At 72.6% G+C, this 20,814-nt stretch carries 10 protein-coding genes; 5 read left to right on the top strand and 5 right to left on the bottom strand.

The genetic code is table 11. The features are described from left to right. Positions 1–27: 27 nt before the first annotated feature. Positions 28–1,194: a cytochrome P450 gene (locus ACFVGO_RS17920; RefSeq protein ID WP_359897232.1), complete on the bottom strand. Its 1,167-nt coding sequence runs from the start codon at positions 1,192–1,194 to the stop codon at positions 28–30. Further along, positions 1,191–2,141: a cytochrome P450 gene (locus ACFVGO_RS17915; RefSeq protein WP_359897231.1), complete on the bottom strand. Its 951-nt coding sequence runs from the start codon at positions 2,139–2,141 to the stop codon at positions 1,191–1,193. Before ACFVGO_RS17915 ends, ACFVGO_RS17920 begins: the two co-directional genes overlap by 4 nt. 769 nt (positions 2,142–2,910) lie before the next feature. Here ACFVGO_RS17915 and ACFVGO_RS17910 point away from each other — a divergent pair. Then, a complete protein-coding gene (locus tag ACFVGO_RS17910; protein WP_380632696.1) occupies positions 2,911–3,834 on the top strand; it encodes an ArsR/SmtB family transcription factor in 924 nt (307 codons plus the stop codon). Positions 3,835–4,385: 551 nt separating this feature from the next. Here ACFVGO_RS17910 and ACFVGO_RS17905 read toward each other — a convergent pair. The 3 genes from ACFVGO_RS17905 to ACFVGO_RS17895 all read right to left on the bottom strand — a co-directional run bounded on the left by ACFVGO_RS17905 (position 4,386) and on the right by ACFVGO_RS17895 (position 16,080). Then, positions 4,386–9,929, bottom strand: coding sequence for an amino acid adenylation domain-containing protein (locus tag ACFVGO_RS17905; protein WP_380632693.1), 5,544 nt, complete (start codon positions 9,927–9,929; stop codon positions 4,386–4,388). After that, on the bottom strand, positions 9,926–15,136 hold the full coding sequence (locus tag ACFVGO_RS17900; protein WP_380632690.1) for an amino acid adenylation domain-containing protein: 5,211 nt from the start codon (positions 15,134–15,136) through the stop codon (positions 9,926–9,928). Before ACFVGO_RS17900 ends, ACFVGO_RS17905 begins: the two co-directional genes overlap by 4 nt. A 353-nt stretch (positions 15,137–15,489) precedes the next feature. Continuing rightward, a complete protein-coding gene (locus ACFVGO_RS17895; RefSeq protein ID WP_359897223.1) occupies positions 15,490–16,080 on the bottom strand; it encodes an RICIN domain-containing protein in 591 nt (196 codons plus the stop codon). A gap of 340 nt (positions 16,081–16,420) precedes the next feature. On the opposite strand from ACFVGO_RS17895, the gene ACFVGO_RS17890 reads away from it, so the two are divergent. From ACFVGO_RS17890 to ACFVGO_RS17875, 4 genes are all read left to right on the top strand, one after another. Beyond that, on the top strand, positions 16,421–17,938 hold the full coding sequence (locus ACFVGO_RS17890) for a glycosyltransferase family 2 protein (protein WP_359897221.1): 1,518 nt from the start codon (positions 16,421–16,423) through the stop codon (positions 17,936–17,938). A 261-nt stretch (positions 17,939–18,199) separates the two neighbouring features. Then, positions 18,200–19,189 carry an aldo/keto reductase gene (locus ACFVGO_RS17885; protein WP_359897219.1) on the top strand — a complete coding sequence of 330 codons (990 nt, stop codon included), beginning with the start codon at positions 18,200–18,202 and terminating at the stop codon, positions 19,187–19,189. A 244-nt stretch (positions 19,190–19,433) separates the two neighbouring features. Beyond that, positions 19,434–20,255: a hypothetical protein gene (locus ACFVGO_RS17880; RefSeq protein ID WP_359897218.1), complete on the top strand. Its 822-nt coding sequence runs from the start codon at positions 19,434–19,436 to the stop codon at positions 20,253–20,255. Between the two features lie 68 nt (positions 20,256–20,323). Further along, positions 20,324–20,782: a S26 family signal peptidase gene (locus ACFVGO_RS17875; protein ID WP_359897216.1), complete on the top strand. Its 459-nt coding sequence runs from the start codon at positions 20,324–20,326 to the stop codon at positions 20,780–20,782. The last annotated feature ends 32 nt before the right edge of the window (positions 20,783–20,814 follow it).

The following is a 20,814-nucleotide window of genomic DNA, read 5'->3' as shown; positions in this document are numbered from 1 at the left end:
CGAACTCGGTCGGCTGTCGGCCGGCACTCAGCCGGAGATCTCCACCGGCAGCGCGGCGAGCGACCGGATGGTGGCGTACGGATGGCGGGTGACCTCGTCCGCCAGCCGGAGGGACGCGCCGCGGCGGGCCAGGGCCTGGAGCACCTCGCCGAGCAGGAGCTTCGAGAGCATCGACCCGGCGCAGGCATGCGCACCATAGCCGAAGGCCAGGTGCCCGTTGGGAGTTCGGTCCAGCGCGATCCGGTCGGGCTCCGGGAACCGCTCCGGGTCCCGGTTGGCCGCGCCGAAGAACACCACGACGTCCTGCCCGCGCCGGATGTCGGCGCCGGACAGCGTGGTGTCGGTGACGCACAGCCGGGTGGTCGCCTGCAGCGGGGTGTCGTAGCGGAAAAGCTCCTGGGGGGCCGTGTCGTCGAGCACTCCCGGCGTGCCCAGGTGCTCCTTCAGCGGGATGCGGTGGCGCGCCAGCGCGTACAGCGAGTTGCCCAGCGACCCGGGGACGGAGCTGAAGGCGTTGACCACCAGGGTGCGCAGCGAGTTGATCGTCATCAGCTCGGGCAGGCCGGCCCGGCGGGCGTCGTCCAGCAGGTTCCGCAGCGGGGCGCCGGGCTCCATGTCGTCGATCCAGGACTTCAGCATGCCGGTCAGCTTCTGGCGCGCGGCCGCTCCCGGCTTGCCGGCCTCGGGCACCAGCCCGGCGTCCATGGCGCGCATGATCGCCGCCGCGATCGGTTCCATGACCTCGGGTTCGAACTCCGGCAGTCCCATGGCGCTGGGGACGAACCAGCGGGACAGCGGCACGGTGAAGGAACCGATCAGGTCCACCGGCCCGGGCGGCAGGCTGTCGAGCAGCTCGTCGACGGTGACGCGCACCCGCGCCGCGAACTCCGGTGAGCTGAGCGGCCGCAGGGTGCTCGCGATCAGGCCGGCGACCAGGCTGTGCTCGGGCGGGTCGAGATGGTGGATGCTGAGCGCGCTGTCCGGCATGCTCTCACCGGCCCGCCGCCAGTCGGCGGCAAAGGTCTCGTGGTCCCGCAGCACCTGCCGGCAGTCCCGGTAGGAGGTGACCAGCCAGCCGTTCAACCGCTCGTTCCAACAGGGGCCGCCGGTGCGGCGCATGGCCGCGTAGGCGGGGTACGGGTCGGCGTGGACGGCCGGGTCCAGCGGGTGGTAGGCGCTCGTCTCGATGCTCACGCGTCATGCTCCACGGGGAGGAAGGTCATCGGCAGCCGGTCGGGGTAGCGCAGGGTCGCCCGGGGAGCCCGCCAGGGGGCGCCGGCGAGCCGGGGGGCGGCCGGCGCGTCGAGCAGTGCGGTCACCAGTGACCGGATGACGATGCGGGCGAGCGACGCGCCGGTGCAGGCGTGCGGGCCCCAGCCCAGCGAGAGGTGCCGGTTCTTCGTCCGGTCCACCCGGAGTTCGTCCGGAGCCTCGAAACGCGCGGGATCGCGGTTGGCCGCGCCGAAGAGCGCCATGACCAGGTCACCGCGCTCGATCGTCACCCCGCCGATCTCCGTCCTGGTGACACAGGCCCGGGTGGTGCCCTGCACCGGGCCGTCATAGCGCAGGAGTTCGTCCACCCCGGTCTCCAGCACGCCGGGCGCGCGCATCCGGCCGAGCGCCTCGGGGTGCCGGAGCAGCGCGAGCACCGCGTTCACGGCCGCGGCCACGGTGGTGCTGAAGCCGGCCAGGAACAGCACCCGGACGTTGCTCCAGACCTCGTCGTCCGGAACGCCGGCGCTCCGGGCGCCGGCGAGCACGTCCGCGACCAGGCCGGGCTTCGGCTCCGCGGCGGCCCACTCGGCGAGCAGCCGGGTGATCTCCACCCGGGCGGCGAGTGCCGGTTCCAGCACGTCGGGAACGAGACCCGCGTCCATGCCGCGGACCAGCGCGTCGGACAGCTCGGCGAAGCTCGCCACCGGGGGCGGCTCCACCCCCAGCAGCTCGCAGACCGCACGGAGCGCCACCGGCCTGGCCACCTGGGCGGTGAAGTCGAACCCGGGCGCGTCCGCCAGCTGTTCGAAGACGGCGCGCGCGGCCTCGGTGGCCCGGATCCCGATGCCGTCGAGGTCCTGTGCGCGATAGGCGAGGGTGAACAGCCTCCGGACGGGCGTGTGCTCCGGCGGATCGAGCGACTGCATGGACGGCGTCGCACCGCTCTCGTCATGGCCCGCGCGACGCCAGTCGCTCGCGAACGTCCCGGTGTCGCCGATGACGGCACGGCAGTCTTCGTACGAGGTCAGTACCCACGATCCGAGCCGTTCGCTCCAGAACACCGGGGCGGCCGAACGCAGTTCGGAGTAAACCGGATACGGGTCGGCAATCACGTCCGCTGAAAGCGGGTCATAATCGAGCATCATGCATTCCTCACGAACCGGCGGCAGCAATGCTGACATGCGGCCCAGGTGCATGACCTGGGCCGCATCAATTAGTCAATCTCAGTAGTTGTAACGCATGTCAGCCTCCCCCTGTGGCCGGGATTCCTATCGCTGCGGTGGCAGCCACCACTACCCTCGCCCGGCCGCCCCGGGTTGTCGAGGACGTTCAATCCACGCTTAAAAGCCGTGGAGAATCGGGGATTCGGCGATCGGTCCGGTTCCCTTCGAGGCAAACCGGACAAACCACGGCCAACAGCGTCTACCGCACCGAGCTGTGCAATACGCTCCCTTTACCGTCATCGCACTCGCCATTTATTCACATCCATGAAGATCGGCTCCGGACGGCGGACGGCACTTTCGTCAAAACACTGGACAGGAACGATCACCCTGACGAAGCTGACCCGGAAGGCAATCACCGGCGATAGCACAGGGGGAGCCAGTGTTGCGGGTCCATTTGACTTCCGATGATCTTTCACGGGTACGAATCGCGCTCACTCCGGATCCGCTCGCCGAAACGGCGAACAGCGTCCGTGTGCTCCAGCGTCGCGACCAGGCGTCCGCCTACGGACCGTGGCGCGCGCTCGTCCGGTCCCGGTTCTCCCGCGAGATCATGGGCCCGCTGCTCGATCTGCTGCCGCCCGACGCGCCGATGGGCCGGCCGGAGTTCCTCACCACGGTACGCGGTACCCGAACCCTCGACGAGGGTCTCGCCCGGCTCCGCGCGGAACCCGAGCGGATCGCCGCCGAACTGGCCGCACTCGGATCGTCACGCGCACTACCGGAATGGATGCATGACCTGGCCGAGGCCGACCACGCGGCACTCGACCGGATGAGCATGGCGTTCCGAGCCTACCACGACATCGCCGTCGCCCCGTTCTGGCAGCGCATCTCGGCCGCCGTGCACGGCGAGATCGCCATCCGCCGCAGGATCATGGCCGAACAGGGGGTCGAGGGCCTCCTGGCGACGCTCCACCCGTCCGTCCGCTGGCACTCCCCCATACTGGAGATCCCATCCGCCGACGCCGCCGAGATCCGGCTGGACGGTCAAGGCCTGCTGCTGGCACCGTCCTTCTTCCTCTGGCCCAACGTCGACAGCCACCGCAGCTGTGCGGCACGCGACCAGCCACTCCAACTGGCCTTCCCCGTCGCACTCGACGCGGTGTCCTTCCGGACCACGGTCCGGGGGATGCAGACGGAGGGGGACACCGCCCTGCCCTCACTGCTGGGCCGCACCCGCGCCGCCGCGCTGGAAGCCATCGCCACCGGCACCACCACCAGCGAACTCGGCCGGCGACTCGGCGTCACCCCCGCCGCGGCCAGCCAGCACGCCGCCGTCCTGCGCGCGGCCGGCCTCGTCATCACCCGCCGCCAGGGCACCTCCGTGCTCCACAGCATCACCCCGCTGGGCACCGAGCTCGTCGGCGGATGCCGCCCGGCGGCGGACCGTCCGGCGTAGCCGCCTCTGGCACAGCCCGGAGCGCCGACGACCCCCTCCATACGGCCTCGATCGCCGCCCGTGCGGGTGATGACGCGTGCCACGGAGGCTGATGCCACCCGGGCGTGCGCGTACGCGAAGGTTCGACCACGACCCATTTCTCGCGGAGCGGAGGCGATCGTGCCGGGTGGACGGAACGTTGTTCGTGCGGGACGGACGGTGCACGCAGCCGCGCCCCTGTCGCGCGCGGGACGCTCGGTCACCGGCCATCCAGTCTCGTGTCCCGACAACGAGCCGCCACACGGTTCGGTCACGGACGGCCTTCCGGCACCGCCGCCCACGGCTGTGGAGAAAAGATCAGGCACGAGCCCGGGTGATCATGGAGGTCTCTACGCTCTGTGACCACCGGGGGCTCGTGCCTGTCCTGCCGTCATGCCTGGTCGAACCGCTGTGGGCCCGGTTCGCGGCCGAGCGCGTCCAGCGAGGAGGGATCCTCCGGGCCCGCCTTCACCGGTCCGCTCCGCGAAGCCTTCACGACCTGATGGGCACCCCGGCCGTCACGGCCGACCCGGTCACCGCGCCCCGCCGGGCAGGGCGCGGTCGGCCGCGGCCTGCACAACGTCGAGGTCCTCGGCGATCTCCGCACCGGCGACGGCGTCCGGCAGTTCGTCCTCCATGTACCGCAGGGGGCGGTGGCGCAGGCCCAGGACGGCCCAGGCGATCAGCAGCAGTCCGCAGGTGACGAGGAGCAGGCCGGTGCCGCGGCCCGGCCCGGTGCCGAGGGCTCGTCCCACGGTGCCTGCCAGCGCCCCTCCCGGGTTCAGCAGGCCGGAGAAGTACCCGGCGAGGGGCGGGGCGGTGAGGAAGGCCAGCGGGGTCATGGCGACGGCGAGCATCTGGTTGGTGGCGAGCACCCGGCCCTGGAGCTCCGGGCCGACCTTGAGCTGGATGATGGCCAGCCAGTGCGCGTTGAGGATGCTCATGGACGCCCACCAGACGAGTGCTCCGACGGCCGCCAGCGTCACCGACGGACGCAGGCCGACCAGGACGACGCCCAGGCCGACGCCGCTCACGAACCCCACCATGCCGGTCGCCCGCCGCGCGGTGCCGCCCCACACCGCCACGATCAGGCTGCCCGCCACGGCGCCCGCGCCGCCGACCGCGGTGACCACGCCCACCGCCGTGGTGCCGCTGAAGGAGAGCACGCTCGGGACCGTCAGCGTCACCGCGAGGGTGCCCAGGTAGTTCTCCACCATGAAGAACACGATCATGATCATCAGCGGACGCCGCCGGATCAGGAACCGCCACCCGCCGACGACGGTCCGGGCGAAGGACTCCTTCTGCCGCCGGAAGAGCCGGTCGGGGAAGCGCACCCACAGCAGCGCGGCCAGGCCGACGAGGAACGACGCGACGTCCACGGCCACCACCCAGGGCAGGCCGACCAGCCCGATCAGCGCGCCGCCGGCCAGCGGGGCGATCAGCGTCCCCAGTCCGGCACCGAGGTTGGCCAGCCCGTTGGCCTGCACCAGGTACGGCTTGGGGACGAGCTGGGCGACGGCTGCCAGGTAGGCCGGTCGCCGGAACGCGGTCACCAGCGACATGACGCCCACGATCAGGCCGACCTGCCAGAGCGCCAGGCTGCCGCTCCACAGCGCGGCCACCAGGGACACCGTGGCGGTCGCGGAGACGGCGTCGCAGGTGAGCATGACCCGGCGGCGGTCGATCCGGTCCGCCACCGCGCCGCCCAGCGGCGCCGCGACGATCGCCGGGAGCATGGCGAGCATGCTGATCAGCGCGTAGTCGAGGACCCGCCCGCTGCGCTGGTAGGCCCAGACGCCGAGGGCGAACGAGGTCAGCGCGCTGCCGATCAGCGAGACGGTCTGGCCCGCGGCGACGACGTAGAACTTCCTGAGGTCGTGTCGCGCCGTCCGGCCGACGACCGTGACGTCGGCGATCCGCTCGGGCAGCAGGCCGCCGGCCCAGGCACCGAGCCGCTCGCCGATCAGCGCGGCGAGCTGGGCGGCCTGGTGCTTGAGGAAGTAGTGGCCCGCTCTGGGGAGGGTGGCCAGCTCCACCCGGTCGGCGAAGGCTCCCCACTCCGTGAACCGCTCCTCGTAGAGCTCGGTGGACCGGTCGCGTTCGCCGATCACGCAGAGCACCGGGGCCCGTAGCCTGCGGGCGTCCGCCCTGGTCAGTTCACGGGTGAACCAGCCCTGCGCCTGGTCCACGTCGTGCCGCAGGGCGCGCAGCATGGTCCGCTGTGCCGCTTCGGCCGCTTCCCCGTCGCCGTCGCCGTCGTCGTCCATGCCGCCGAGGGTGCGCAGGAAGTCCCGGTAGGCCCGGTCCGACGTCCAGCGGGTGGCCGGGAACCTGCTGCGCAGCCAGGTCGACAGACGCCCCGGCAGCCGCGCGCCGGGAAAGCTCCCGCCGACCAGCAGGCCCGTCACCGGGACGCCTTCGGCTTCCAGACGCAGCGCCAGTTCGGTGGCCGCGGCCGAGCCGACGCAGTGGCCGTACACCGCCACCGGGCCGACCCGGCCGCCCGTCCCCGGGGCCGGGCGGGCCGCCTCGGCCAGCTCGGCGACGACCCGGTCGATCAGCGCGGTGAGCGGGAGCAGCGGCTCGTCCGGCCTCGCCGGGTCGTGTCCCGGCGGTTCCACCGCCAGCACGGCCGCGCCGGGGATCGCCTTGGCCAGTTCCGTGGCGAGCGGACCGTAGGCGGCGGCCGAACCGCCGCCGTAGGGGAGGCACACCACGGTGACGGTCGGGAGCCGGCCGGGCGGGGGACCCGCCAGCCGGTGCAGCAGGCGGCGCTCACCGCCGGGCCCGTCCGCCTGTGCCGCGTCGAGGAACGCGGCCAGCTCGCGCACGGTCGGCCGGGTGAACAGGTCGATCACCCGTAGCGTCGGGTCGATCGCCCGGACGGCGCGCACGGCCCGGAAGGAGTCCCCGCCCAGGGCGAAGAAGTCGTCGTCGACGCCGATGCCGTCGGGGGCGTCCAGGTCGAGGACCTGTGCCCAGGCCTGTGCGACGCGCAGCTCGGTCGGCGTGCTCGGGGCGATGTGCTCGGTACTCGCCGCCGGCTCGGGGGCGGGCAGGGCCGATCTGTCCACCTTTCCGTTGGGGTTGAGCGGCAGCGCGGGGAGCACGACGATCGCCGAGGGCACCATGTAGTCGGGCAGTCGCTCGCGCAACGCCGTGCGCACGCGCGCGACGTCCACGCCGGTCGCCGGCGCCGCGGGGGTCACCCAGGCGGCGAGCCGCCTGGCACGGGCCTCGCCGACCGGCAGCACCACCGCTTCGGCGATCTCGGGCAGGTCGCGCAGCGCGGCGGCCACCTCGCCCGGTTCCACCCGGAAGCCGCGGATCTTGACCTGGTCGTCGATCCGGCCGAGGAACTCGAACAGTCCGGTCGTGGTCAGCCGGACCCGGTCCCCGGAGCGGTAGCACCGCGCGGTGCCGGTCACCGGGTCGGGGACGAAGCGCTCGTCGGTGAGGTCGGGGCGGCCGAAGTACCCGCGCGCCACGCTCGGCCCGCCGATCCACAGCTCGCCGGGCACCCCGGCGGGCAGCGGCCGGCCGCCGGGGTCGACCACGTAGCAGTCCACGTCGGCCAGTGGCCGGCCGATCGGAACCGTCCCCGAACGCCGGGCCGGCGGGGTCTCCTCCACGGCGCAGCCGAGCACGGACACCGTGGTCTCGGTGGGGCCGTAGTGCACCTGCACGGACAGCTCGGGCCGCGCGGTCCGGATCCTGGCCACCAGGTCCCAGGAGCAGGCCTCTCCCGCGAGGATGAGCAGCTTGCGGGGCAGCACGCGGCCGAGGTCCCCGTGGGCGGCGAGCAGTTCGAGGTGGCTCGGCACCATCTTGACCGCGTCGACCGGGTGCGCCTCCAGGTACTCCCCGTACGCCTGCGGGTCGGTGGCCACCTCGCGGTCCACCAGGTGCACCGTGCCGCCGGTGGCCAGCGCGCCGAAGAGGTTGGTCATGCCGAGGTCCGCCGCGTGGGTCGACACCAGGGCGAACGCGCCCCCCTCGACACCGCAGCCGGTCAGTCGCTCCGTCACCGCGTGCAGGTAGTGCACGATCTGCCGGTGCTCGACGGTGACGCCCTTGGGGCGGCCGGTCGAGCCCGAGGTGAAGACCAGGTAGGCCGGCGCGGTCGGATCGACGGCCACGCCGGGTGCTCCTCCGGGCTGGTCGTGTGGCGTTTCCGGGGCGGGCGGACCGTCGAGGAGCAGCAGCTCCGCGGGGGTGCCCGCGAGGTCCGCGCCGCGCCCCGGGAGGCGCCGCGCGAACTCCCGTTCCGCGAGGACGACCCGCGCACCCGCCGTCGACAGGATGTCGGCCAGCCGGTCGTCCGGGTACGCGGGGTCGAGCGGCAGGTAGATCGCGCCGGCTTTGAACGTGGCGAGCAGGGCGACCACGAGCGGTGTCCGGCGGTCGGCCAGGACGGCGACCGGTTCCCCCGGTCCGACTCCGGCCGCGAGCAGCCGGTGCGCGAGCCGGTTCACCCGCCGGTCCAGCTGTCCGTAGGTGAGTTCGCCGTCGGGGCCCACGACTGCCGTCACGTCGGGCCGTTCGGCCGCCCAGCGCTCGACCAGACCGTGCAGCGGCTGCTCCAGGTCGAACTGCCGGCGCGGCCCGGACAGCAGCGGTCCGTCCACCGGTTCCACGGCCACCTCGCGCACGGGGCGGTCGAGGTCGGACAGCACACCGTCCAGCAGGACCGCGTACCACTCGGTGATCCGCTGCGCGGTGTGCCGCTCGAAGAGGTCGGTGCGGTAGATCAGCGACCCCTCGTAGGTGTCGCCGGTGCCGTTCGAGGAGGTGGCCGCGAACGCCAGGTTCAGTTCGTACTTGGCCGTCGTCGCCGGCGGTGCGAAGACCCTCGCCGTCAGGCCCGGGAAGCGCGGCGCCGCCGTCGGGGTGTCGATCACGTTGAGGAGGACCTGGAAGATCGGCGTGGTGGAGAGGTCGCGAGCCGGGCGCAGCCGGTCCACGATCCGCTCGAACGGGACCTCGGTGCGGGCGAAGGCCTCCAGGGCCGCGTCGCGCACCCGGGTCAGCAGCTCCCGGCCGCTCGGCCCGCCGGACAGGTCGGTCCGCATGGTCAGGGTGTTGATGAAGAAGCCGATGGTGTGCTCGGTGTCGGGGTGCCGTCGTCCCGCCTCGGGCACGCCGACCGGCACGTCGTCGACGCCCGACAGCCGGGCCAGCAGCTCCTGCCAGACCGCGAGGAGCACCATGAACGGCGTGCAGCCGGTTTCGGCGGCCCGCCCGCGCACCTTGGCGGTCAGGGCGGCCGGAAGGATCACCGGCACTTCCGCGCCCGTGCGTTCCGCGATCGGTGGGCGGGGCAGGTCGGTGGGCAGGTCCAGGACCGGCTCCAGACCGGACAGCGCATGGACCCACCAGGCCAGGTCGGTCTCCGCGCGGTCCCCGTCCTCCGGCCGCCGGGAGAGCCAGTGCGCGTAGTCCGCGTACTGGACCGGTGGCGGTGCGGGAGACTCGGCCAGCCCGAGCCGCGCCGAGTAGAGTGCCGCCAGTTCCGCCACCGCCACCGTCCTCGACCAGGCGTCGAAGGCGATGTGGTGGACCGTCAGTGCCAGGACGTGCTCGTCGGTGCCGAGCCGGAGCAGCACCGCCCGCAGGGGCGGTTCCACCGCCAGGTCGAACGGCCGGCGCAGGTCCTCGGTCAGGCGGCGGTCCAGCGACTCCAGCTCGCCCGGCCCGGTCAGATCGGCCTCGGCCAGCGGTACCGCGTCCGCCGGGCCTGCCACTGCCACCGGCTCGCCGTCGGTCTCGACGATCAGGCTCCGAAGGACCTGGTGCCGCTCGGCGAGATCCCGCACCGCCCCCAGCAGCGCCGCACGGTCCAGGGGGCCGTGCAGGTGCAGGGCGACCGGGATGTGGTACGCGGTGCTCTCCGGATCCAGCTGGGTGAGGAACCACAGCCGGGTCTGTGCGGCCGACAGCGGGGCCGGGGCGCCCGCGTCCGGGCGGGCGGGTATCGCCGGGGTGCCGCGGACCGCGGTGCGGCGGGCCGAGGCGAGCCGGGCACGCAGCGCGTTGGTGAGCCGGGGGTCCCGCCGCTCGGCGGACACCTCGGTCATGCGGCACCGCCACCGGTGCCGGAGGCCGGGCGGGCAGGTTCGGCCGGGTCGGCCCATTCGGCGACGTCGGCCGGGTCGGCCGCGTCGTCGAGGTCCGCCGATCCGGCGAGGTCGGCCAGCAGCAGGGCCTCCAGCGCGGCGGCGAAGTCGGCCAGGACCGGGTGCTCGAACAGCAGCCGCACCGGCAGCGCGAAGTCCAGCGCCGCCATCAGCCGGCCCGCGACCCGGGTGGCCGCCAGCGAATGCCCGCCGATCGCGAAGAAGTCGTCGTGCGCACCGACTTCGGTGGCCCCGAGGACGGTCTCCCACACCTCGGCCACCAGCAGCTCGGCATCGGTGCGCGGGGCGACCTGTTCGCGGCCGGTTTCGCGACCGGGCGCCGGGAGGGCGCCCCGGTTCACCTTGCCCGAGGCCGTCAGGGGCAGGGCGTCGAGCACGACCCACCGCCGGGGCACCATGTGGTCCGGGAGACGGGTGTGCAGGCGCTCCTCCACCGCGGGCGTGCCGAAGGCGTCCGCGGTCGCCGCCGAGGGGTCCACCGCGAGGTAGCCGACCAGGCGGGCGTCGGCTCCGTCGCCGAGGACCACGACGGCCGCGTCCACGACCGCCGGCTCCGCGCGCAGGGCGGTCTCGATCTCGCCGAGTTCGATCCGGTGGCCGCGCAGCTTCACCTGCTGGTCGCGGCGGCCCAGGAATTCGAGGGTGCCTCCGCCCGCGCCCCCGGCCATGGGGGTCCCCCCGGCCGAAGGCTGGGGGAGGCCGGGAGGTGCCCCCACCGGCCGGGGGGATCCCCATGGCCGCCAGCGGGCCAGATCACCGGTCCGGTAGCGCCGTCCGCCCGGCGCGAACGGATCCGCGGTGAACGCCGCCGCGGTCGCCTCGGGCCGGTTCCGGTAGCCCCGGGCGACGCCCGCACCGCCGATCCACAGCTCTCCGGTGACTCCCGGCGGCACCAGCCGGCCCATGGCGTCCAGCACGTAGGCCGTCTCCCCGGCCAACGGGCGGCCGATCGGCACCGCCTCGCCGACGGGAGTCTCCACCCGCGCCACGGTCGAGTAGACCGTGCTCTCGGTGGGCCCGTAGGCGTTCCACAATTCGCCTGTCCGCGCCAGGAGTTCGCGCGCCAGCCCGGGGTCCATCGGCTCGCCGATGCTGACGACGCGCACCCCTGGGGCCGACCACTCGGCGGCGACCAGCATCCGGAGCGTGGTCGGCGTGGCGGTCATCAACGTCACCCCGGCCCGGTCGATGAACCGCGCGACGGCATACCCGTCGACCGCGGCCTTGCGGTCCAGCACCGCCAGCCGGAGTCCGCAGGCCAGGCTGACCCAGAGTTCGAACCCGAACACGTCGAAGGCCGGTGACGTGAGACCCAGCATCACGTCGTCGGGCCGGACGCCCGGCCTGATCCGCATCGCGGCCACGAAGGCCGCCAGGCTCGCGTGAGTGACCTCCACACCCTTGGGCCGGCCGGTCGAACCGGAGGTGTACAGCACGTACGCCAGATCCTCGGGCGCCGCCTCGGGCAGCCTCGTGGGTCCGGGGTCGGGCAGGCCGCCCAGGTCGAGGACGCCGACGCCGACCGATTCGCCGAGCTCGCCGGCCAGCGCGAGGGTCTCCTCGGCGGCGACGACGACGGTCGCCCCGGAGTCGGCGAGTTGGCCGCGCAGCCGTTCGGTGGGCTGGTCCGGTTCCAGGGGAACGTAGGCCGCACCGGCTCGCAGGACGCCGAGCAGGGCGGCGGGCAGGTACCGGTCGCGGGGAAGGCAGACCCCCACGGTGAATGCCGCCGCCGGTCCTGCCGCGGGCTCGGCCGCTCTCCTCGCGAGCAGGGCCGCGGCCACTCGCCGGGACCGTTCGGCCAGTTCCGCGTAGGTGAGTTCGCCGGCCGAGTCGGAGGCGGCCACCGAGGTCGGCCGCCGGGCGGCCTGGTCGAGAACGGCCGCCACCACCGTCCGCGGACCGTCGACCGGCAGCGGGACTCCGGTGCCGGCGGCGAGCAGAGCGGCCTTCTCCGCTCCGCTCACCAACTCCAGGGCCGACAGCGGAAGGTCCGGATCGGCCGCCGCGGCGCGCAGGACCCGGAGCAGCCGGTCGGCGAACGCCTCGGCGTCGGCCGGGCCGAACCGGTCCACGTCGTACTCGATCTGGAGCTCGGGCCCCCGCACCGTCTCGTTGACGAACACGGTCAGCGCCGCCTGCGTTCCGCCGCTGCTCACCTCGCCGAGCAGCTCCAGCCGGACGCCGTCGCGCTCCACCGCCACCGGGAGGCCGGCCGGCTGGAGCGACAGCACGACCGGGGTGCCGATCGTTCCCCGGGGGTGTTCGACGCCGGCCGCCTCGAAGGCGTCCTGCACGGTGAACCCCGGATGGTCCATGACGCGGGCGGTCGTGGCGGAGGCACGGCCGACGGCGCTCCGGAAGGACAGTCCCTCCGCCAGCCTCAGCCTGATCGGCATGATGCCGACCAGTGGCCCGACGACCGCCTCCAGCTCGGGGTGCGCCCGGTGCGCCACGGCTGCGCCCAGGACGACGTCGGACCGGCCGGTGAGGCCGGCGACCAGCACACCGAGCGCGGTCAGGAAGGTCGAGAACGGAGTGGCTCCGCAGTCGGCCGCGAGCTCGCGCAGCATCGCCGCCGTCTCGGCGTCGAGGGGACGGGCCAGCCGTTCGCCGACCAGTCGACCGGGGCCGGCGGGCTCGGCGCGCCCGGCGGGCCCGGCGGAGAGGAGGTCGTGCGGCGGGACGGCGTCCGCCAGCTCCCGGGCCCAGAAGGCCCGCAACTCCTCGACCCGGTCGGGCCCGGCGGCCAGCGCGCGTTCGTGCAGCGCGATGTCGCCGACCTGTACGGGCGGCGGCGTGATGTCCGGGCCGCTGCCCGACCCGTGGTCCTCCCCACCACCCGGGATGCCGACCAGCTCCGACATCAGGACGCCGATCGACCAGCCGTCGAACGCCACGTGGTCGGTCACGACGACCAGTTCGGCGGTGTCGTCGTCGAGCCGGAGCAGGGTGGCCCTGAGGAGCGGTGTCTCGGTGGCGAGGTCGAACGCGTGGCCCGCGGCCGCGCGAGTCAGCTCGGCCGCCCTGCTCGCCCGCTCCGCCTCGGGCGCTCCCCTGAGATCGTGCTCCTCGAACGGCACCGGGGCCGGCGGGCGGACCAGCGCGACCGGTGCGTCGTCCACTGCCTGACCCGCGGCGTCCACTCCCCGGCCCGCGGCGTCCGCCACGACGCCGGCCGGCACGACGCTGCGCAGCACCTCGTGCCGCTCGACCACCGCGTCCAACGCGGCCCGTAGCCGCGCCGTGCCCGGCAGTCCGCGCAGGCCCAGTCGGAAGGCGATGGTCGTGGCGCGCTCGGCGGAACTGACCTGCCGCAGCAGCCACATCCCCTGCTGCGCGGACGTCAGCGGGTACGTGTCCCGCCCTGTGTGACGGACCAGCGCGGGCTCCGGCCCGGTGCCCGAGCCGTCGGCCGACCGGGCTCGCAGCAGCGAGGCGAGTCCGGCGACGGTGGGCGCGGCGAGGAAGCCCGCCAGCGGGACGGTCGTTCCGAAGTCGCGGCCCAGGACGGCACAGACGCGAGCGGCCGCCAGGGAGTGGCCGCCGAGCGCGCCGAAGTCGTCGTGGATGCCGACATCCGCCAGACCGAGGGCACCGGCGACGACCTCCGTGATCCGCTGCTCGGTGTCGGTGCGCGGGGCCACGTACTCGGTGTCGACCCCGCGGCCGAACTCCACCGCGGCCAGTGCGGCGCGATCGGCCTTGCCGGTCGGACCGACGGGCAGGCGGTCGAGGACGGCGATCCGGGACGGCACCAGGTGGTCCGGCAGCCTGTCCCGGAGCCAGGCACGCAGCCGCGCCTCGGTGAGCGTCCGGTCGGCCGACTCCGCGTAGGCCAACAGCTGCCGGGTGCCGTCCGCGTCGGCCGGCGCCAGCACCACGGCGTGCTGGACGGCCGGGTGCCCCGCGAGCGTCGCCTGGACCTCGCCCGGCTCGATCCGGAAGCCGCGGACCTTCACCTGGTCGTCGACCCGCCCGGCGAAGTGGTGGAGCCCGTCCGCCCGCCTGACCAGGTCGCCGGTCCGGTAGTGCCGGACTCCGGCCGCATCCGTGACGAACCGTTCGGCCGTCAGCTCCGGCCGGGCCAGATAGCCCCTGCTGACCAGCGGACCGGACACCCAGAGTTCGCCGACCTCGCCGTCGCCGAGCGGGTTCCCGGCGCCGTCACGTATCGAGAGGCCGCTCTGCGCGTAGGGCGACCCGATCGGCGGCTCCTCCCGCCCGGCCCTGGGCACCTCGTGGGTCACGCAGCTGACGGTGCATTCGGTCGGGCCGTAGCTCTGGACGACCCGTCGTACGCCGGCGTTGGCGTAGATCCGGTCCGCCAGGGCCCGGGTGAGCGGTTCCCCGCCCGCGCGGACGGTGCGCACGCCCGGCGGCAGCGGCTCACGCACGAGCGCGGCCAGTACGGACGGCGTCCCGTAGACCATCGTGACCTGGTCCCGCGCGGGCAGGGCAGGCAGCGCGAGCAGGTTCTCGGCCAGGATCACCGTCCCGCCGCCGAGCAGCGGGAGGAACAACTGGGTCACCGACGGGTCGAAACAGACGGACGTCGCGGCCAGCATCCCGCGGAGTTCGCCGGCCGAGTACACGGACGACTCCCACCGCAGCAGGGCCGTCACGTTGCGGTGCTCGACCACCACGCCCTTGGGCCGGCCGGTCGAGCCCGAGGTGTACATCACGTACGCGGCGTCCGTCGGCTCGCCGGACATGTCGAGGGCGGCGCGGTCGTCGGCGCCCGGGACCACCGTCTCGACGAGCAGCAGGTCGACGCCGGCAGCCCGGCGGCCGTCCCCGTGGCGCCCGAGGACGGCCGACGAGGAGACCAGGTGGGAGATCCCGGCGTCCGTGGCGATGAACTCCAGGCGGTCCGCCGGGTGGGCCGGATCCAGCGGCACGTAGGCCGCACCGGCCTTCCAGACCCCCAGCAGCGCCGGGATCAGCCACTCGTCGCGGTCCAGGCAGACCCCCACCAGCGAACCCCGCCCGACGCCCAGGCGGCGCAACTCGCGGGCCACGGCGGCGGCCCTGCGGTCGAGCTCCGAGTACGTGGTCCGGACCGACTGCGCCACCACGGCGATGTGGTCCGGGGTCCGTCTCGCCTGTTCCTCGAAAGCCCGATGAACCCGGCCGGGTTCGGACATGCTCGCCGACGTCATTGTCGATCCCCCTCATGAACGTGCCACTGCACCGGAGCCACGTCCGTCGGGTTTTCGGTGCAAACGCCTTTTGAGCGCTGGTCGGTTGTCATTGCCGATGCTGCGTGCGGGCTGCTGCCGTGTGCGGTCGGGCAGCCCGGGAAAGGTCGGCTCGAAGGCGTTTCGGGGCGGGCCTCCGGCGACGCGCCCACCGTACTTTGCCGTCTCCGGTGGGGTCCATAGCTGTGATCGACTTGTCAGCGCCGCTCCCCCTCGACCGGGACGCCGCTGCGCGAACGCGTGGTGCCGACCCCGCACGCTTCGCAAGGAGCGTGCGGGGTCGACGGGTTGGCGCGGGATCAGCCGGCGAAACGCCAGATGTGGTCGTCGTAGCCGTCGTAGACGCCGCCGTGCCACGAACTGTCGTAGCAGGGGTAGACGGTCAGGGGCAGGTCGTTGGCCCGGTCGCTTCCGTCGCCGGCCCAGCCGGCCACGTCCAGGCAGAGGCCGTTCCGGTAGTTGACGATCTCGTAGCCCCCGTTGCCGACCACGTCGACGAGGTACCACTCCTGGTTGTCGTTCGCGGGGTCGGAGTTGCAGGTGTAGACGGACACGGGGGCGCCGGCCGGGGCGGCGCCGTAGTCGGGCAGGTCGAGGCAGTAGCCGCTCTTGGCGTTGGCGAACCGGTACAGGGGCCGCCCGTCGACGGTGCGGGTCTGCTCCAGGTTCCACATCTGGTTGTCGTACACGCCGTAGCTGCAGTTGTACTGGCCGACCCGGGTGTCGAGCGGGTTCCAGCCGTAGCCCGGCAGGTCGGCGCACTTCCCCGTGGTGACGTTCTCGAGCGCAACGGTTTGCAGGTACGTGGCCGCGTGCGCGTTGGACGCGAAGGAGAGCGGGAGCAGCGCCGCGACACCGGCGGCGGCAAGAAAGCGGGCGGCTTTGGGCATCGGCATGAGGATTCCCCCATCGTGGGCGGTTTGGGCGGGAATTCCGTGCGTGTATCGCCTGGCTCCGACGGAGCTGCGATCGGGCACGAGGATAGGGGGGTCGAATGCGGCGCGAACCGTCAAGGATTCGATTACGGCCGAAAATGATTGCGCGACCGAAAGGCGCCGGTGATCCGGGTCAATAGAGGTGAGCGGCCCAGGCAGATCCTGACGGGGAATCAGGAGACGTCGTAGCCGGCGGCGTCCGCCCCTGACGCCGGTCCGGCGCCGGTCCGCGGACACGGGATACTTCCGATGATCATCGAACCGGTGGTCACCGGTGGGACGAGGAGGGGGAGGCATGGCGGGGTTCGTCGAAGTGGACGTGGTCGAGGCACTGGCACGCGGTGGGGCCGAGGCGCAGGACCGGGTCCTGGAGGAGCGGTCGGCGGAGGTGGCCGACGAGATGGCCAACGGGTTCGCCCGCCGGCATCCGGAGTTCGCGGCGAGGTCCGGATTCGCCCGCTGGCAGCTGGTGGCGCTCGCGGCCGGGGCGGTCTGCGCCCTGGCGGCGGCGGTGGTCGCGCCCATGGTCGCGCTCCTGCTGCTGACGACACTGGCGACGGCCTACAGCCTGCTGCACGCGGTGGTCGCGGTGGCCGGGCTGCTGAGCGGCGGACGCCGCGGGACCCCGGAGGAACCGCCGCTCGCGGACGCGGACCTCCCGTTCTACACCGTGGTGGTGCCCGCCTACCGGGAGGCCGGGGTGATCGGCGCCCTGGTCCGGCACCTGGCCGCGCTGGACTACCCGCCGGACCGGCTGGAGGTGCTCGTCCTGGTGGAACGGCACGACCCCGACACTATCCGGGCGGTGCTCGCCGCCGATCCGCCCGCCTTCGTCCGGATCGTGCGCCTGCCGCCCGGTCCTCCGCAGACGAAGCCCCGGGCCGTGAACCTGGGGCTGATGCTGGCCCGCGGCGAGCTTCTGGTGATCTTCGATGCCGAGGACCGGCCGGACCCCCTCCAACTGCGCCGCGTCGCCGCCCGGTTCGCCTCGGCCGACGACCGGCTGGCCTGCGTCCAGGCACAACTGCTCTTCCACAACGCCGAGGTGAACTGGCTGACCCGGCAGTTCGCCATGGAGTACGCCCTGCGTTTCCGGTTCTCGATGCCCGGGCTGGTGCGGCTCGGCATGCCGATCCCCCTCGGCGGCACCAGCAACCACTTCCGCACCGACACCCTCCGCACGCTCGGCGGCTGGGACGCCTGGAACGTCACCGAGGACGCCGACCTCGGCATGCGCTGCGCGGCGCTCGGCTACCGCACCGAGATGATCGAGACGGTGACCTGGGAGGAGGCCCTCGACGTGCCGGGGCCGTTCGTCCGCCAGCGCACCCGGTGGTTCAAGGGCTTCCTGATGACGGCGATCGTGCACACCCGCCGCCCACTCCGGACCCTGCGCCGGTTCCGCGCCTCGGGGCTGCTCGTGCTGCTCGGCGTGGTCGCGAGCGCCCCGGTGACCGCCCTGGTCCTGCCGGTGACGGCCGCCCTCACCGTGCTCGCCGTGTCGGGCCTGTTCCCGTCGTCGTTCGGTGCCGGGCTACTGGCACCGGTGCTGGTCGCCCAAGGGGTGTCGATCGTCGCGCGGGTCGGCATCACCTTCGCGGCCGCCCGGCGGGCCGACCTGAGCGGGTGGCCCGCGGTCTTCGCCCCGCTCTACTCGGTGCTGTGGTCGATCGCGGCCTGGCGGGCGGTCCACCAGCTGGCGTTCTCCCCGTTCAGCTGGGAGAAGACCCCGCACGTCGGCCAGGGGCACGCCGACGGCCGGCCGACCGGTGCCGCCGGCGAACCGGCCGACGGCGTCTCGTCGACGGCCTGACGGGTTCCGGGAACGCCCCGCTCGCCCGGTCGGCGCATTCGCCCCGCCGACCGGACCCGCCGACCGGACCGGCCGGGGTCGCCGTCGACGCGCCCACCCCACGGGTGCCCGCGTCCGGCCGTGCCGGTCCGCCTCCGGAGGGCACCGGCACCGTAGGGTCCTCTCCCAGGAGACGGGGCCGACCGGTCGCGCGGACCGGGGCGCCACGACGGCGCCGGGCCACGGCACGGACGAGCAGGGACGAGACGAAGGGAAGCTCACGTGCGACAGCGCAGTCTGCGGGACCTCCGGGTGTCGGCCATCGGCCTCGGCTGCATGGGGATGTCCGCCTTCTACGGCACGGCCGACCAGGACGAGGCCACCGCGACCATCCGGCACGCCCTCGACCTCGGCATCACCTTCCTCGACACGGCACAGGTCTACGGACCGCTCACCAACGAGTCCCTGGTCGGCGAGGCCGTCCGGGGACACCGCGACGAGTACGTGATCGCCACGAAGTTCAACTACCGGATGGACGGCGCCGTACCGGGCGACATGTCGACCGTGGGCCGCCAGGACGGCTCCGCCGAGCACGTCCGCGAATCCGTCCACGGTTCACTCGCGCGGCTCGGCACCGACCGCATCGACCTGTACTACCAGCACCGGGTCGACCCGGACGTGCCCATCGAGGAGACCGTCGGCGCCCTCGGCGAACTGGTCGCCGAGGGCAAGGTCCGCCACATCGGGCTGAGCGAGGCGAGCGCGGAGACCATCCGCCGCGCCCACGCCGTCCACCCGGTCACCGCCGTCCAGAGCGAGTACTCGCTCTGGACGCGGGACGTGGAGGCCGAGGTGCTCCCCGCCTGCCGGGAACTCGGCATCGGCTTCGTGCCGTACTCCCCGCTCGGCCGCGGCTTCCTCGCGGGCCGTTTCAGCTCCCCGGACGAGCTGGACCAGGACGACTTCCGCCGCACCAACCCGCGCTTCACCAGGGCCAATCTGGCGGCCAACCTCAAGCTCGCGGAGAAGGTGAAGGAGATCGCCGCGGAGAAGGACGTCACCCCGGCCCAGCTGGCGATCGCCTGGGTCCTGGCCCGCGGCGAGGACCTCGTGCCGATCCCCGGCACCAAGCGCCGCGCCTACCTGGACCAGAACGCGGGCGCCGTCGACGTCGAGCTCACCGCGGACGACCTGGCCCGCATCGACGCCGAGCTGCCCGAAGTGGCGGGCGAACGCTACGACGAGGACGGCATGCGGGCGGTGAACCGCTGACCGACCGGCCCGACGGCACGGTGTTGAGGGCCGCAGCCGTGACGGAACGGTTACCGTACGGCTGCGAATCATGTCGGCGGCGACTAGGCTTGAATCAAGCCCAGTGGTTCCTGGGATCATCCACCCCCATTGCCTCCACTGCATTCTGCGTGCGCGCGACACGTCTTCACTGATTCTTAAGCTCCCCAAAGCAAGAGATTGTGACAGACGGGAGAGCCTCATGCTTATTGTTGTCATGACGTGCATGGCAGTTGTCCTGATAGGCCTCATGGTCCGCCTTTCGCGACCTGCCTATGCCGATCTCAAGTGCGGTGACGCACCCATGTACTTCGACGGCGGACTCGTCGTCACGTGGTCGGGGCCCGCCCCCGAAGAGGCACGGGTGAGGGTGGCGAACGGCGACATCTTCGAGCGGGTCGAGCAGGCCACCGGGCCGGGGATTCCGTCGGACTACCCCGAGAAGTACTTGAAGAACCTTCGCACGTCCGAGGTGTTCAACGCCTGCACTGCGTGGACTCCCGACGAGCTGGTGCGCTGGCAGGGACGCCACGGAATCGAGATGGAGCCCGAAGTCCTGAGCGTCTACGACAGCTACCTCAAGAACGGCAACACCATCTTCATGGCGCTGGTGGACCATCCGAGCGTCTCTGATCCGGGATCATTCGTGGCCTGCAGCCTGGTGCTCCAGCGCGCCGTGATCGTCCACAACGGCGGGCGTCAGGACCTGTTCCTTCGCTCATATTTCCACAGCGCGCGGGAAGACTCGTCGGAGTTTGTCAACTTCGCACCTGGCGGCAGTGTTCACTACTCGTTCAGAACCGATACCGTGTGGTTCCCCCTGGAGCTGACCCGGTTCATCTCCGAGCCGGCCTCGTACGTCGAGCTGGATATCGTCACTTCCGAGGGATTCGACGAGGGCCTTCTCCCGGCCCCGTTCTCGGCGCGAGAAAGCGGCTATGTACTTCTGGGGGACATCAAGTACCAGGCGAGGCGGGCCTCGGCTGTCCTCAGCATCGGAGATCAACATCTCGCCATCCCCGACTTCAAGCTAAAACTTGGCCGTTGAAATTCCACGCCTGCCCCGCCGAGGAATCGCGGGGCAGGCCTTCCGGCGGCCGACTGGGGGAACGACCAGTGCACCCTGCCGAGATCATATACCTGACCGGATTGGCGCTGGCAGTCATTGCCGTGACTTCGCTGACCTATTTCGTTCGGATAGCAACGGAGTCCATGGCGCCGACACTGATTGTCGACGACCGTCTCCTGGTCGTCCGGAGGCCGGTACTGACACGGCACTGTCCGGCTCGCGGCCAGGTTGTCGTCTTCACCTCCGGTACCGACGGGCGCAGGGTGGTCAAGCGAGTCGCCGCCACAGGTGGGGACAGCGTTCTTGTCGGCGGCAGCGCCCGGGCAGACGGCTCGATCGACAACGGGACGCGGATCGACGTACCCCTGGACGGAATTTTCGTACTGGGAGACAACCGAAGGGTTTCACGGGACTCACGAGAATACGGGTGCATCAGTTCGCGGCAGGTAACAGGCCGGGCTGTTCTCGTCGTATGGCCGCCACGTCGATTGCGGGTGGTCCGGTGACAGCCGGAGTTCGCCGTACGAGACCGTACGAG

The sequence above is a fragment of the Kitasatospora sp. NPDC057738 genome (genome assembly GCF_042798815.1).
Taxonomy (GTDB): domain Bacteria; phylum Actinomycetota; class Actinomycetes; order Streptomycetales; family Streptomycetaceae; genus Kitasatospora; species Kitasatospora lactacystinica.
Note: the sequence above shows the minus strand (reverse complement) of the source record. Positions and strands in the feature narration are given on the sequence as shown.

What these genes read in the sequence shown, in the direction of transcription:
- ACFVGO_RS17915 (WP_359897231.1), bottom strand. Translation starts at nt 2,141, where the DNA reads ATGCAGTCGCTCGATCCGCCGGAGCACACGCCCGTCCGGAGGCTGTTC.
- ACFVGO_RS17905 (WP_380632693.1), bottom strand. Translation starts at nt 9,929, where the DNA reads ATGACCGAGGTGTCCGCCGAGCGGCGGGACCCCCGGCTCACCAACGCG.
- ACFVGO_RS17900 (WP_380632690.1), bottom strand. Translation starts at nt 15,136, where the DNA reads ATGTCCGAACCCGGCCGGGTTCATCGGGCTTTCGAGGAACAGGCGAGA.
- ACFVGO_RS17895 (WP_359897223.1), bottom strand. Translation starts at nt 16,080, where the DNA reads ATGCCCAAAGCCGCCCGCTTTCTTGCCGCCGCCGGTGTCGCGGCGCTG.
- ACFVGO_RS17890 (WP_359897221.1), top strand. Translation starts at nt 16,421, where the DNA reads ATGGCGGGGTTCGTCGAAGTGGACGTGGTCGAGGCACTGGCACGCGGT.
- ACFVGO_RS17880 (WP_359897218.1), top strand. Translation starts at nt 19,434, where the DNA reads ATGGCAGTTGTCCTGATAGGCCTCATGGTCCGCCTTTCGCGACCTGCC.